Origin of the sequence: Variovorax sp. YR634 (assembly GCF_900106655.1) — a bacterium.
Taxonomy (GTDB): Bacteria; Pseudomonadota; Gammaproteobacteria; order Burkholderiales; family Burkholderiaceae_C; genus Variovorax.
In genome coordinates this window covers 251,309-264,480 of sequence record NZ_FNOL01000006.1, presented here as the reverse complement: position 1 = coordinate 264,480, position 13,172 = coordinate 251,309, and the positions used below count along the sequence as shown (strand labels likewise).

Below are 13,172 nucleotides of genomic sequence, written 5' to 3'. Positions count from 1 at the left end.
CGGTGGTCGCGCTCGCGCCGCTCACTTGTCGTCCTCCGCCGTGGGGTCGAGGCCGAACTGCTTTTCGAGCCAGAAGCACAGCAGAACGGCCACGCCGATGGCGACCACGATGTTGAGTTTCAGCGGCAGCGAGTAAGCCGCGACGGCAGTGGCGCCGGCAATCAGCGCGGCCAGCACGCGCAGGCGCGTCGTTGCCATCGAGCAGACGATGGCGACCAGGCTCAGCACACCCGCGAAGCTCAGGCCCCAGGTCTGCGGAATGAAGTTGGCCAGCGCCACGCCCAGCAGGCTCATGCCCATCCAGGCGCCCCAGGTCACGAAGTAGTTGCCGGTGAGGTAGGCCTCTTGCGACTCCTGCTCGGCGATGGTCAGCGGCGGCTTCGGGTACTTCTTCGTGAAGAGCGCGTAGCTCATGTCGGCCGTGAGGTAGCCGTGCGTCATGCGGCGCCAGCGCGGCATGTGCATGAGGTAGGGCCGCAGGTGCAGGCTGAACACCACGAAGCGCAGGTTGACGCAGAAGCCCGTCGCCAGGATCACCCAGGCGGGGGCGCCGGCAAACAGCAGCGGAATGGCTGCGAGTTGCGAGCTGCCCGCGTAGACCAGCAGCGTCATCGCGAGCGCCTCGACCGTGCTCATGTTCGACTTGACCATGGCCACGCCGGTCATGAGGCCCCAGGCGCCGATGCCCATCGCCACCGGGGACATGTCGCGCATGCCGACGCGGAATTCAGGGCGGCTGCGGATGCTTTTCGAGAGAAACATCAGCCGAACACCTGCCCGGGCTTCAGGTCGAAGCCGCGCAGGAAATCGGCCACGGGCAGGCGCTTGCCGCCCGGACGCTGGAGTTCGGTGACGTTGACGACCGAGCCGGCGGCCGCGACGGCCACACCGGCATCGCTGACGGCCAGGATCGTGCCCGGCGCAGCAGACGCCTCGGGCGAACCCGCAGAGTGGGCGGCCCAGAGCTTGACGGTCTCGCCGTCGAGCGGGCTGTTGGCCCCCGGGAACGGGTCGAAGGCGCGAATGCGGCGCACGATGGCGTCGGCCGGCTGGGCCCAGTCAATCAGCGCTTCGTGCTTCTCGACCTTGTTGGCGTAGGTGACGCCTTCGGCGGGCTGCGGCGTGCGAGTGAGCGTGCCGATGCGCGACAGCGCCTCGACGATCATCTTTCCGCCCAGATCGGCCAGGCGGTCGTGCAGGCGCGCGGTGTTGTCATCGCTGCCGATGTCGACGGCCTCGCGCAGCAGCATGTCGCCGGTGTCGAGGCCGGCGTCCATCTGCATGATGGTGATGCCGGTCTGGGCGTCGCCCGCCTCGATGGCGCGGTGGATGGGCGCAGCGCCGCGCCAGCGCGGCAGCAGGCTGGCGTGGATGTTGAGGCAGCCGTGCGCCGGCAGGTCGAGCACCCACTGGGGCAGGATCAGGCCATAGGCCGCGACCACCATCACGTCGGGCCTGGCGGCCAGCAGGGTGTCGCGTGCGGCCGAAGCCTCGTCGGGGTACTTGCCATCCAGTCGCAGGCTGCGCGGCTGGGCCACGGGCCAGTTGTTGGCAACAGCACACTGCTTGACGGGGGAGGCCTGCAGCTTCATGCCACGGCCGGCGGGGCGGTCGGGCTGGCTCATCACCAGCACGATGTCATGGCCGGCGGCGGCAATGGCTTCGAGGGCGACGCGCGCGAACTCGGGCGTGCCCGCAAAAACGACTCTGAGGCGGCTCAATCCCGGATCCGATCGAAATCGAGATCGTCCCCCGTGTGATAGCGCCGGACCACGCCGGTCGGATCGATGTAGATGTACAGCATGCGGCGCTCGTTCACGGCCTTGTAGCGCCAGGTCCAGACCGCGCCGTCAAAGGAGCTGACACGGGTGATTTCATAGGGACGGCCGTAGAAGGCCATCACGTCGTTCTGGCGCCACTGGTTGACCTTGATGTCGTAGCCGAAGCGCGCTTCGCTGAGAACCTGCGTCACCGAGACGACCTTGCCCGAGGCGTCGACGTCGATGTCGGTGACTTCAAAGCCGGCCGGCATGCGCGAGTACTGCAGCCGCTCGCCACCACCGGTGAGCGGGTAGCGGCCGGTGGGGGCGCCCAGGCGCTGCAGGGTGTCGGCGGCGGTGGCACCGGGTTGCACGCGCGTGGGTTCGTTGGCGCAGCCGGCAATGAGTCCCAGCCCGGCGACCGCGAAGACCCCCAGTGCCGCAAGGGAGCCGAAGCGCCGTGCCGCCATGGCGTTCAAGCCCGTTCCCGCATGTCTTCGCGCTGTTGCTTCAGCAGCTTGCTCTTGATGCGGTTGCGCTTCAGGGGGGAGAGGTATTCGACGAACACCTTGCCCAGCAGGTGGTCGAGTTCGTGCTGGATGCACACGGCCAGCAAGCCGTCGGCCTCGATGCTGCGCGATTCGCCGTTCTCGTCGAGCGCCTGCACCTTGACCGATGTCGAGCGCATCACGCCGTCGTAGATGCCGGGCACCGAGAGGCAGCCTTCTTCATTCAGCACTTTTTCGTCGCTGGCCCAGGTGATTTCGGGATTGATGAGCACGATCGGCTGGTTACGCTCCTCGGACACGTCGATGACGACGAGGCGCTCGTGCACGTCGACCTGGGTCGCTGCCAGGCCGATGCCGTTGGCGTCGTACATGGTTTCCAGCATGTCGGCGACCAGGGTCTTGATGCGTGCGTCGACGCCTTGCACCGGCTTGGCCACGGTGTGCAGGCGTTTGTCCGGGTAACTCAGAATGATTCGTTTGGCCATGAAATCGGGGGAAAGTTGTGGCTATTTTCGCCAATTCCGCGACGTGACGCGCCATCTGGCCCCGAAAACGTTGCCCTCCCAAGGGGTTCAGCGCAGAATTCGTAGCAAATTGTGAGATTCGTATGCGCAGCGATACGTCGCGCGCTCACCCATCCAGACATGAAAAAGCTCAGACTCACCGACCGCCAGCGCCCCTCCCTCCTTGCCACGCTGACAGCCCTGGCGGTGATCGGCAGTTGCGGCGCCACGACAGCCTGGGCTCAAAACTACCCCGTCACGCCGCAGCAGCGCGCCACCGCCCAGCAGACCGCCCAGGCCGGCGTGCCGCTGAACGAACTGTCGCCCAAGGCGCCCGACGAATACACCGTCAAGTCCGGCGACACGCTCTGGGCCATCTCCCGCCTCTACCTGCTGCACCCCTGGCGCTGGCCGGAGCTGTGGGGCATGAACATCAATGAAATCGCCAACCCGCACCGGATCTATCCGGGCCAGGTGCTCTACCTGGACAAGAGCGGTGGCCGCGCCCGCCTGACCACCCGCCGCGGCGGCTTCAGCGGCGACGGCGGAACCATCAAGCTGTCACCTCGCACCCGTTTCGACTCGCTGGCCGGCATGGCACTGCCCACGCTCAACCCGAGCATCATCGAGCCCTTCCTCAGCGAACCCATCGTGGTGGACGCCGGCACGCTGGAAAGCGCCCCGCGCATCGTCGCGGGCAACGACAGCCGCGTGCTGCTGTCGCGCGGCGACCGGGCCTATGCCCGCGGCAACGCCGAATCGCCGCTGGTCGAGGTGCCGGGCCCGGTGCAGAACTTCCGCATCTTCCGCAACGCCACGCCGCTGAAGGACCCGGGCACGGGCGAAATCCTCGGCTACGAGGCTCAGTACCTGGGCAAGGCCCGGCTACAGCGCGGCGAATCGACCACCGTCGAAACGGTGGAAGACAAGGACGTCATCACCGTGGTGCCCGCCAGCATCGACATCATCGCGTCGCGCGAGGAAATGCGCGCCGGCGACCGCCTGCTGCCCGAGCCGCCGCGCCAGCTGCTGAGCTACGTGCCGCGCGCACCGTCGACGCAGGTCGACGGCCGCATCATCTCGGTCTACGGCAACGCGGTGCAGTTCGCGGCACAGAACCAGGTGGTGGCCATCAACAAGGGCACGCGCGACGGCATCGACAACGGCCACGTGCTGGCCATCCTGAAGAACGGCGAGACTATCCTCGACCGCACCGGCGCCCGCAAGGAAACCATCAAGCTGCCTAACGAACGCATCGGCCTGCTGATGGTGTTCCGCACCTTCGAGAAGGTTTCGTACGCGCTGGTGCTCGAAATCAACGACACTCCGCGCGCCGGCGACTTCCTCGTCAATCCCTGACCTGCGACTCCGGCTTTCCTTCTCGACACTCGTTTGGAACGCGCAGAACTCGCAGGCTGGCTGCGACTTTCACTGACGCGCGGCATCGGTGACGGTGCCGCGCGCCGTTTGCTCGCGGCCTTTGGCCTGCCCGAGGGCGTCTTCGCGCAGCCGCATGCCGCGCTGCGCGAGGTCGTCTCTTCTGCGCAGGCCGAGGCGTTGCTGCAACCGCCCGTGGGCTTGCAGACACAGATCGACCAGACCTGGCAGTGGCTCCACACGACCGACAACGGTGTCTCGCGCCGTGTCGTGACGCTGGGCGATGCCAGCTACCCGGCCTCGCTGCTCGAAATGGCCGACCCGCCGTTGATGCTCTACGTGGTCGGCGCCGCCGGCTTCGACCTCACGCAACTGGGTCACAGCATTGCCGTGGTGGGCAGCCGCAATCCAACGCCGCAGGGCGCGACCAATGCGCGCAGCTTCGCGCGGGCGCTGGGCGAGGCGGGCTTGCCCGTGGTCTCAGGACTGGCGCTGGGCGTCGACGGTGCGGCGCACCAGGGCGCGCTCGATGCGGCCGGCGACGCCCCGCGGCTCGCGACGGTGGCCGTGGTGGGCACCGGGCTCGACCGCGTCTACCCCGCGCGGCACCGCGACCTGGCGCACCGCATCACGCTGCAGGGGCTGATCGTGAGCGAGCTGCCGCTGGGCACGCCGCCGCTCACGCAGAATTTTCCGAAGCGCAACCGGCTGATCGCCGGGCTGGCGCGCGGCACGCTGGTGGTCGAGGCGGCGCTGCAGTCGGGCTCGCTGATCACCGCGCGGCTCACTTCGGAGCAGGGCAAGGAAGTGTTCGCCATTCCGGGCTCGATCCATTCGCCGCAATCGCGCGGCTGCCACGCGCTGATCCGCCAGGGCGCGAAGCTGGTGGAGTCGGTGAGCGACATCCTCGAAGAACTTCCGCCCCTCGGGGCACCAGCTGCGGCCGCTCCCTCTGCCGGCAACGGGCACCCTGCCGCCACCACCGAAGACCCGCTGCTGGAGGCCCTCGGCTTCGACCCCGTCAGCCTCGACGCACTGAGCGCGCGCACCGGATGGAGTGCGGCCGCGCTGCAGGCGAAGATGCTCGAACTCGAGCTGGAAGGCCATATCTCACGCCTGCCGGGCGGACTCTTCCAGCGAGCGGCTTCCACCTAGTCTGGATTGCACGAACGTCGGCTATATTGGGCTCATGTTCGAAGTGCTTGTTTTTGTGTACGAAAACTATTGGCGCGGCGATGCCTGCCCAGAGCCGGAGCAACTGGGCCGCAAGCTCAGTGCACACGGCTTCGAGGCAGAAGAAATCCGCGAGGCCCTTCACTGGCTCGACGGCCTCAGCCTTGCAACGCAAGGCATGCAGATCGAACGCAGCGCCAACGACGAGGCCAGCGCCACGGTCATTCTTCGGGGCACACCCGAAGCGGCAATGCCCCAATCTGACGACGCGATGCGCGTCTATTCGCAGGCCGAGCAGGAGCACCTTGGTGCCGAGTGCCTCGGCTTCATCCGCTTTCTCGAATCGTCGAACGTGCTGCCCTGCGGCTTGCGCGAGATCGTCGTCGAGCGCGCAATGGCGGCGCCCGGCGACCCGGTGGCGCTCGACGAGCTGAAGATCATCGTGTTGATGGTGCACTGGAGCACCGGCATCGAGCCCGATGCGCTGGTGCTCGACGAACTGTGCGAAAGCCGCGAAGGCCGCACGGCTCACTGACCAGGCTCGCCGCTAGTTCAGCAGCCGTTCCGGGTTGGCATCCAGCTTCGCCAGCGCCTCGCGCGTGGCGCGCACCGTGAGCGTTTCTTCTTCCGCCGGCACCAGCAGGCCCGCCTGCAGGTAGGTTGCGAGCCGGCCGGCTTGAATAAGGAAGCTGCGCCCGTCCGACGTCGCGAACAGATGCAGTTGCTTGCGCTCGCTGCGCCAGACGAACTGCACCTGGCTCACGCGGTCGTTATGGTCGAGCATGAACCAGTTGCCCACCTGCAGCTCGTGCGCCCAGGCAATCATGTCCTCGGGCACCCTGGCGCCGGCGGCGTCCGGAATGACTTCGATCGACGCTGCATCCACGCCCAGCAGCAGTTCGATGCTGTGGGCATCGAGCGGCAGGTCGGCGGTGCCGCCCACGTCGCTCACGAAGTCTTCCAGGTGCGCCAGCCGCTCGGCCATCGCCTCGATCTTGGCCTGCGGAATGGCTTCGGTCTTCGACAGGAAGGCGTCGGACAGCGTGGCGCCGATGGTCTTGATGTGAGCTTCCTGCGGCTCGTCGACGATGCCCAGCAGCGCCATGCCCTGGCGCAGGCGCTGCAGCAGCTGCGGCAGGTCCTGGATGACGCGGGCGCGGTCGGTGCGGTTGGGCTTGGCGCTCGCGGCCCACACCAGCTCAGAGGCCACGCGCTTGAGCATGACGGTCTGCTCGCCCTGCGCGCCGTAGCGCAGCGCGGCAATGGCCAGCACCTCAGCCCAGATCTTGAAAAGGAACTCGCGGATCTCGTCGCGCACCGGCATGTCGTTGAGCATCTTGCGCAACTCGATGGTGTACTGGATCGCCATCGTTTCCTTCTGCTCGACCTGCTGCGCCACGCTCATCACGCGCTGCGTGGTGTCGCTCTGCGTCAGGTAGCGGTTGAGGAAGGCAACGAACTCGTCGAACACCAGCTTGAACACGCGCTGGCCGGTTTCAGGGTATTGCTCGATCACCTGCACCACGCGGCGGATCTCGCCTTCGAGCGCGCTGCCGGTGATGGCTGCCGCGTCGAAGCCCATGACGCACGAGCCCATGCGGTCGATCAGCATGCGTGCGGGGTGCTGCAGGGTGCCGAAAAACTCGGGCTCGGCGATGGCCACGCGCAGCACGGGCATCTGCAGGCGCGCGAACCACACGCGCGCCGAAAACGGAATGCGCTCCTCGGCAAGGATGGCCTGGAACATCAGCGCCACGATCTCGACCGTGGCCTTGTCGGCCGTGGTGGGCGCGCGTTTCTTGAGCTCGGTGCTGCGCCGGCGCAGGTCGACCGCCGTCTGCTGGATCAGCGTGGCCTGTTCGGCCGCGCCGTCCATGTACTGCGTGGCAGCCATCCGGTAGGCGACCTCGGCGTCGGCGATGGCACCGGCGAAGGTCCTGGAGAACACGCGGGGCGCCGCAATGCCGCCGCCCTGGCCCGGTTGGCCGCTGCCACCCGTGGCGCGCCCTTCCGCGCCCGCAGTCTGGAACTGTGCGGCGGAGCCGCCCGCCTCGCCGCCGATGCGCGCCGTCACGAAGCGCTTGAGGCTCAGCAGCGCGGTCTGCGCTCGCTGCCGCGCAATTGAGAGCGGCGAGCCGCCGGTGGTCGACGCGGGCGCCGCGGCCACGGTCGACGGCACGGATGCCTGCTGTCCTCCGAATCCATAACCAGGCCGCTGCGCGCTGTGGGGTCCGCCGGAGGACATGCCGCTGTCCACCGGCGCGGCGCCCGATCCACCACCGCTGCCACCGCCGCCCCCCGCACTGCCAGTGCGACGGACGAAGCTCTTGAGGTCGATCTCCTGCATCACGCCATTGGCGATCAGATAGGCATTGGCACTCTCGTAGGCCTTGACGACCACCTCGACCAGACCCTGCTGCACCGTGTCCTGCACGCGGGTCCAGAGCCCGCGGCTCAGGCCGACCGCCAGCCATTGCTCGACCAGCAGCTTGGCCAGCGTCTCGGGCTTGAGCACGTCCTTGGCGTCGAGTTCGGTGGTGCCTTCCAAGTGCTGGATGCGCAGGCGCAGGTCGCTGAGTTCGAAGCTGGCCTTGTCGTGGATCAGCTGCGCGAGGCGCGAGGAGAGGATGTTGCTTTCCACCACTTCGTCGCCGATCAGCTCGAGCCGCAGCGCCGAAGGCAGCGTCGACGGACTGCCGGAGCCGGCGCCCAGCGCCTTGCGCCAGCCGGTCTGCGAGAGCGTCACCCACTGCGTGGCCTGTCCCTGGAATGCGACGAAGTCGTCGCGGTTTTCCTGCATGGAGCGGGCGGTGCCGGCCTCGGAGGACAGCGACGTCAGCCGGTCCCGGATCGCGCGCGCCAGCGGCGCAATGGCGCCTTCCGTGGCCAACACGAAACGCTCACGCGTCTCGCGTGCGAGCTGCAGGGAAGAGGCGGACCGCGCAATGCTCATTGAAAAGTCGGAAAGGCCTGGGTGATCGATTCATCGGCAACAACCGCGAGCTTGCATCGGGAAGCGCTACCGCACAAGTGCGAAGAGTACCCGGCGTTGCCTGCGGACCGCGGTGGCAGCATTGCCGCCACCGCTTTGTTGAACCCCGAAGTATCCGTCAGACCACGGCGCCGGCGTTCGGGTCGTCTTCGGACTCGCCGTCGCGCTTGGCCGGGCCGCCCTTGATCAGGTCTTCGCGCTTCACGCCGAGCCACATGGCGATTGCCGCCGCCACGAAGGCCGACGAGTAGATGCCGAAGCAGATGCCGATGGTCAGTGCCAGCGCAAAGTAGTGCAGGGTCGGGCCGCCGAAGAAGAACATCGACAGCACCACCAGCTGGGTGGAGCCGTGGGTGATGATGGTGCGGCTGATGGTCGAGGTGATCGCGTTGTCGATGATCTCGGTGGTCGACATCTTCCGGTAGCGGCGGAAGTTCTCGCGGATCCGGTCGAAGATCACGACCGACTCGTTCACCGAATACCCCAGCACCGCCAGCACCGCCGCCAGCACCGCCAGCGAGAACTCCCACTGGAAGAAGGCGAAGAAGCCCAGGATGATCACCACGTCGTGCAGGTTGGCCAGCACGGTAGCCAGCGCAAACTTCCATTCGAAGCGAAACGCTAGGTAGATCATGATGCCGACGACCACCATGGCCAGGGCCTTCAGGCCGTTGGTGGTGAGCTCGTCGCCGACCTGCGGGCCGACGAATTCGTTGCTGCGCAGTTCCACCGTCGGTTCGGCTGCCTTCAGCGCGGTCATCACCTCGGCGCTCTGCTGGGCGGAAGTTGCGCCCTTCTTCACAGGCAGGCGGATCTGCACCGACTTGCCGAAGCTCTGCACCTGCACTTCGGTGTAGCCCAGCGTGCCGACGATTTCGCGGACCTTGCCGACATCGGCCGACTGCGTGTAGGCAACCTCCATCACCGTGCCGCCGGTGAATTCCACCGACAGGTGCAGCCCGCGGTGGAGCAGGAAGAACACCGCCAGCGCGAAGGTGACGAAGGAAACGATGTTCAGCACCAGCGCGTGGCGCATGAACGGGATGGTCTTGTGGATGCGGAAGAATTCCATGACTGTCTCTTCTGCCTCTTACTTCGTTTCGGCCACGGCAGCGCCGTCGGTCTTGGGGCGCCAGACCGTGCCGATGGACACCGTCTTGAGCTTCTTCTTCTGGCCGTACCAGAAGTTCACAAGCCCGCGCGAGAAGAACACCGCCGAGAACATCGAGGTGACGATACCGATGCAGTGCACCACCGCGAAGCCGCGCACCGGGCCCGAGCCGAAGGCCAGCAGCGCGATGCCCGCGATCAGCGTGGTCACGTTGGAGTCGAGGATGGTGCCCCAGGCACGCTCGTAGCCCGCATGAATGGCCGCCTGCGGCGACGCCCCGTTGCGAAGTTCTTCGCGCACGCGTTCGTTGATCAGCACGTTGGAGTCGATGGCCACGCCGATGGCAAGCGCCATGGCCGCGATGCCCGGCAGCGTGAGCGTGGCCTGCAGGATCGAGAGAATGGCCACCAGCAGCATCAGGTTGACGGCCAGCGCGATCGACGAGAACAGGCCGAACAGCGCGTAGTAGATGCACATGAACACCATGATCGCGGCGAAGCCGTACATCACGCTGTCGAAGCCCTTCTTGATGTTCTCCGCGCCCTGCGTCGGGCCGATGGTGCGTTCCTGGATGATTTCCATCGGCGCGGCCAGCGAGCCGGCGCGCAGCAGCAGCGCGAGGTCGTTGGCTTCGGCCACGGTCATCGAACCCGACACCTGGAAGCGGTTGCCCAGCTCGCCGTTGATCGACGGGGCCGTGAGCACTTCGCCCTTGCCCTTCTCGAAGATCAGCATGGCCATGCGCTTCTTGTAGTTCTCGCGGCTGACGTCACGCATGATGGTGCCGCCCTTGGAGTCCATGGTCAGGTCGACCTTGGGCTGGTTGCTCTGCTGGTCGAAGCCGGGCTGCGCGTCGGTGAGGTTCTCGCCGGTGACCAGCACCTGCTTCTTCACGATCACCGGACGGCCCGAGCGGTCGAGGAATTTCTCGGAGCCGAAGGGCACCGGGCCGCCATTCAGTTCGGCCGAGCGGCCTTCGGCGCTTTCGTCCACCAGGCGCATTTCGAGCGTGGCGGTGCGGCCGATGATCCGCTTGGCCTGGGCCGGGTCCTGCATGCCGGGCAGCTGCACGACGATGCGGTCGATGCCCTGCTGCTGGATCACCGGCTCGGCCACGCCGAGTTCGTTGATCCGGTTGTGCAGCGTGGTCACGTTCTGCTTGAGTGCCGCGTCCTGGATGCGGCGCGCGGCTTCGGGCTTGATGCTGGCCACGATGCGCCATTCGGAGCCCTGCTGGCTCTCGACCGTGGTGAGGTCGGGCATCTGGTCCTGGATCAGGCGCCGGGCGGTTTCCACGCTGTCGGCGTCGCGCAGCGTGATCTCGACGGTCTGGCCGTTGCGGTTCACGGCGCTGCCGCGCACCTTCTTTTCGCGCAGGCCCATGCGGATGTCGCCGGCGAAGGACTCGGCCTTCTTGTCGAGCACGCCGCGCATGTCGACCTGCAGCAGGAAGTCGACGCCGCCGCGCAGGTCGAGGCCCAGGTACATCGGGAAGGCGTGCAGCGCGGTCAGCCACGAGGGCGAGCGCGACACCAGGTTCAGCGCCACCACGTAGGAGGGGTCGTCCGCATCGGGCACCAGCGCCTGCTGCAGCGTGTCGCGTGCCTTGATCTGGTCGTCGGTGGTGGCAAAGCGCGCACGCACCGCGGTGGGTTCGAGGCTCAGCAGATCGGGCGTGAGGCCGGCCGTCTTGAGCAGGCCTTCGACCCTGGCCTGGGTAGCCGCGTCGATCTTGACGGTGGACTTGGCCGCCGACACCTGCACTGCAGGCGCCTCACCGAAGAAATTGGGCAGGGCGTAGACGAGTCCCACGAGCAACACGATCACGATGATCGCGTACTTCCAGACCGGGTAACGGTTCATGAGAGGGCGCTTTTTACAAGCTTTTCAGAAATGGAACACGGCGTGAAATGGGGCCCTGCGCCGCAAAGCGCAAGGCTCGGCTCACGCTTTTATTTGACGGCGCCCTTGGGCAGGACCTGCACGACGGCGCTGCGCTGGATCTTGATCTCGATGCCGTTGGCGATCTCGAGGCCGAGGTACTGGTCGCCCAGCGAGGTGATCTTGCCGAGCACGCCGCCGGCGGTGGCGACTTCGTCGCCCTTGGCCAGGGCTTCGATCATGGCGCGGGCTTCCTTCTGGCGCTTCATCTGGGGCCGGATCATGACGAAATACAGCACCACGAACATCAGCACCAGGGGCAGCATGCTGCCGAGGGAAGACAACATGTCACCGCCGCCGGCTGCAGCGGGCGCGGTCTGGGCGAAAGCAGAGGAAATGAACAAGAGAGTCTCCAGCAGAGGGAAGAGAAAACGAGAGGAGCGCGGACCGGGGTCCGTCATTCCGCCTCTTTCGCGGCTTCGCGGCCACAAGGGAAACGGGCCGCAAATCAAAGCTTGGCGGGGCTTGGCCGCGCACAGCACCGGGCATTGTATTCGGGGCGCGGCGCCTCTCAGGGCGCTATCCCGGCGCGACGCGCGGGGCTTTCAGGAAGCCTCCAGGCCCCGCATTTGCTGCATTTTTGATAGCAATTCCTGCAAATATCACCGGCTTTCAGCTCTTTTCCGGACTACACCGTATTGCACGTGGAGGCCGAGGTGACAGCCGCCGGACAATTCCACCCGCATGACGCGCAAAGCAAGGAGCCTCCATGAGCAAGCGCAATAGCTTGACGACAGCCAACGCCACACCGGCGCTTCACGAGGGGCCGGATCCCCTCCTGGCAGACCTGCGGCAACTGATCGAGCAAGCCCGGCAAACGGCCGTCGCCGCCGTGAACGCGGGGCTGACGCTCATGTACTGGCGCATTGGCCAGCGCATCCGCACCGAAGTGCTTGGGGGCCAGCGCGCCGGCTACGGGGAAGAAATTGTCGCAACGCTGTCGCGACAATTGGCGAGCGACTACGGACGCGGTTTCGAGGAGAAGAACCTCCGGCGCATGGTGCAGTTCGCCGAGGTGTTCCCGTCCGAGCAAATTGTCGTGCCACTGATACGACATTTGAGCTGGACGCACTTTCTCGCGTTGCTGCCGGTCAAGGACCCGCTCGCCCGCGACTTCTATGCACAGATGTGCCAACTGGAAGGCTGGAGCGTCCGTACGCTGCGGGAGCGCATTGGCTCGCTGCTCTACGAACGCACCGCGGTCTCGCGCCAGCCCGACGTGTTGATCCGCCAGGAACTCGACGAACTGCAGCGCCAGAACCCCACCGAGCCGGCGCTGCTGTTGAAAGACCCCTATGTGCTCGACTTCCTTGGCTTGCAGGACCGCCATCTGGAGAAGGATCTCGAGGACGCCATCCTGCGCGAGCTGGAGAGCTTTCTGCTCGAGCTCGGGGCGGGCTTCAGCTTTGTCGCTCGGCAACGGCGCATCCAGCTCGACAACGACGATTTCTACATCGACCTGCTCTTCTACAACCGCAAGCTGCGCCGCCTGGTGGCGATCGAGCTGAAGCTGGGCGAATTCCGCGCCGAGTACAAGGGCCAGATGGAGCTGTACCTGCGCTGGCTGGCCCGCCACGACCAGGAGCCGGGCGATGCGCCCCCGCTGGGCATCATTCTTTGCACCGGCAAGAAGCAGGAGCAGATCGAACTGCTCGAGCTGAACAAGTCAGGCATTCACGTGGCGGAATACCTCACCGTCCTGCCGCCTCGCGAAGTATTCGAACAGAAGATTCACGGCGCCCTGCTGGCTGCACGCGCCCGGCTCGACGGCCGGCTCGCGGACAAGACCGACTGAGCCGACCTCCA

Annotated in this window: 12 protein-coding genes; 4 read left to right on the top strand and 8 right to left on the bottom strand. The window is 66.4% G+C overall.

All coding sequences use genetic code 11. From position 1 onward, the window contains the following. Positions 1-21: 21 nt before the first annotated feature. From BLV60_RS13945 to def, 4 genes are read right to left on the bottom strand one after another with little or no spacing between them, the layout of a single operon-like run. Positions 22-762 carry an AzlC family ABC transporter permease gene (locus tag BLV60_RS13945; protein ID WP_093055381.1) on the bottom strand — a complete coding sequence of 247 codons (741 nt, stop codon included), beginning with the start codon at positions 760-762 and terminating at the stop codon, positions 22-24. Beyond that, positions 762-1,721 (bottom strand): methionyl-tRNA formyltransferase, encoded by a 960-nt coding sequence (fmt, locus tag BLV60_RS13940; protein ID WP_093055379.1) that lies wholly within the window; start codon positions 1,719-1,721, stop codon positions 762-764. Before fmt ends, BLV60_RS13945 begins: the two co-directional genes overlap by 1 nt. Further along, positions 1,718-2,230, bottom strand: coding sequence for a hypothetical protein (locus BLV60_RS13935; protein WP_093055377.1), 513 nt, complete (start codon positions 2,228-2,230; stop codon positions 1,718-1,720). The genes fmt and BLV60_RS13935 overlap by 4 nt, the downstream gene beginning before the upstream one ends. A gap of 5 nt (positions 2,231-2,235) precedes the next feature. Beyond that, a complete protein-coding gene (def, locus tag BLV60_RS13930; protein WP_093055375.1) occupies positions 2,236-2,754 on the bottom strand; it encodes a peptide deformylase in 519 nt (172 codons plus the stop codon). A 159-nt stretch (positions 2,755-2,913) separates the two neighbouring features. On the opposite strand from def, the gene BLV60_RS13925 reads away from it, so the two are divergent. From BLV60_RS13925 to BLV60_RS13915, 3 genes are read left to right on the top strand one after another with little or no spacing between them, the layout of a single operon-like run. After that, positions 2,914-4,131, top strand: a complete 1,218-nt coding sequence (locus BLV60_RS13925; RefSeq protein WP_093055373.1) for a LysM peptidoglycan-binding domain-containing protein — start codon at positions 2,914-2,916, stop codon at positions 4,129-4,131. 33 nt (positions 4,132-4,164) lie between these two features. Continuing rightward, positions 4,165-5,304, top strand: coding sequence for a DNA-processing protein DprA (gene dprA / locus BLV60_RS13920; RefSeq protein ID WP_093055371.1), 1,140 nt, complete (start codon positions 4,165-4,167; stop codon positions 5,302-5,304). 34 nt (positions 5,305-5,338) lie between these two features. Next, positions 5,339-5,857: a Smg family protein gene (locus BLV60_RS13915; RefSeq protein ID WP_093055369.1), complete on the top strand. Its 519-nt coding sequence runs from the start codon at positions 5,339-5,341 to the stop codon at positions 5,855-5,857. A 12-nt stretch (positions 5,858-5,869) separates the two neighbouring features. On the opposite strand, the gene BLV60_RS13910 is transcribed toward BLV60_RS13915, so the two are convergent. From BLV60_RS13910 to yajC, 4 genes are all read right to left on the bottom strand, one after another. After that, entirely contained in the window at positions 5,870-8,275 is a 2,406-nt protein-coding gene (locus BLV60_RS13910; RefSeq protein WP_093055367.1) for a DUF1631 family protein, read from the bottom strand. Positions 8,276-8,432: 157 nt separating this feature from the next. Next, entirely contained in the window at positions 8,433-9,386 is a 954-nt protein-coding gene (secF, locus tag BLV60_RS13905; protein WP_093055365.1) for a protein translocase subunit SecF, read from the bottom strand. An 18-nt stretch (positions 9,387-9,404) separates the two neighbouring features. Then, positions 9,405-11,288 (bottom strand): protein translocase subunit SecD, encoded by a 1,884-nt coding sequence (gene secD, locus BLV60_RS13900; RefSeq protein WP_093055363.1) that lies wholly within the window; start codon positions 11,286-11,288, stop codon positions 9,405-9,407. 89 nt (positions 11,289-11,377) lie between these two features. Next, the gene (yajC, locus tag BLV60_RS13895) at positions 11,378-11,710 is read right to left on the bottom strand and encodes a preprotein translocase subunit YajC (protein ID WP_013544185.1); all 333 of its coding nucleotides are present in this window, start codon (positions 11,708-11,710) and stop codon (positions 11,378-11,380) included. A 365-nt stretch (positions 11,711-12,075) separates the two neighbouring features. On the opposite strand from yajC, the gene BLV60_RS13890 reads away from it, so the two are divergent. Further along, positions 12,076-13,161 carry a PDDEXK nuclease domain-containing protein gene (locus BLV60_RS13890; RefSeq protein WP_093055361.1) on the top strand — a complete coding sequence of 362 codons (1,086 nt, stop codon included), beginning with the start codon at positions 12,076-12,078 and terminating at the stop codon, positions 13,159-13,161. The last annotated feature ends 11 nt before the right edge of the window (positions 13,162-13,172 follow it).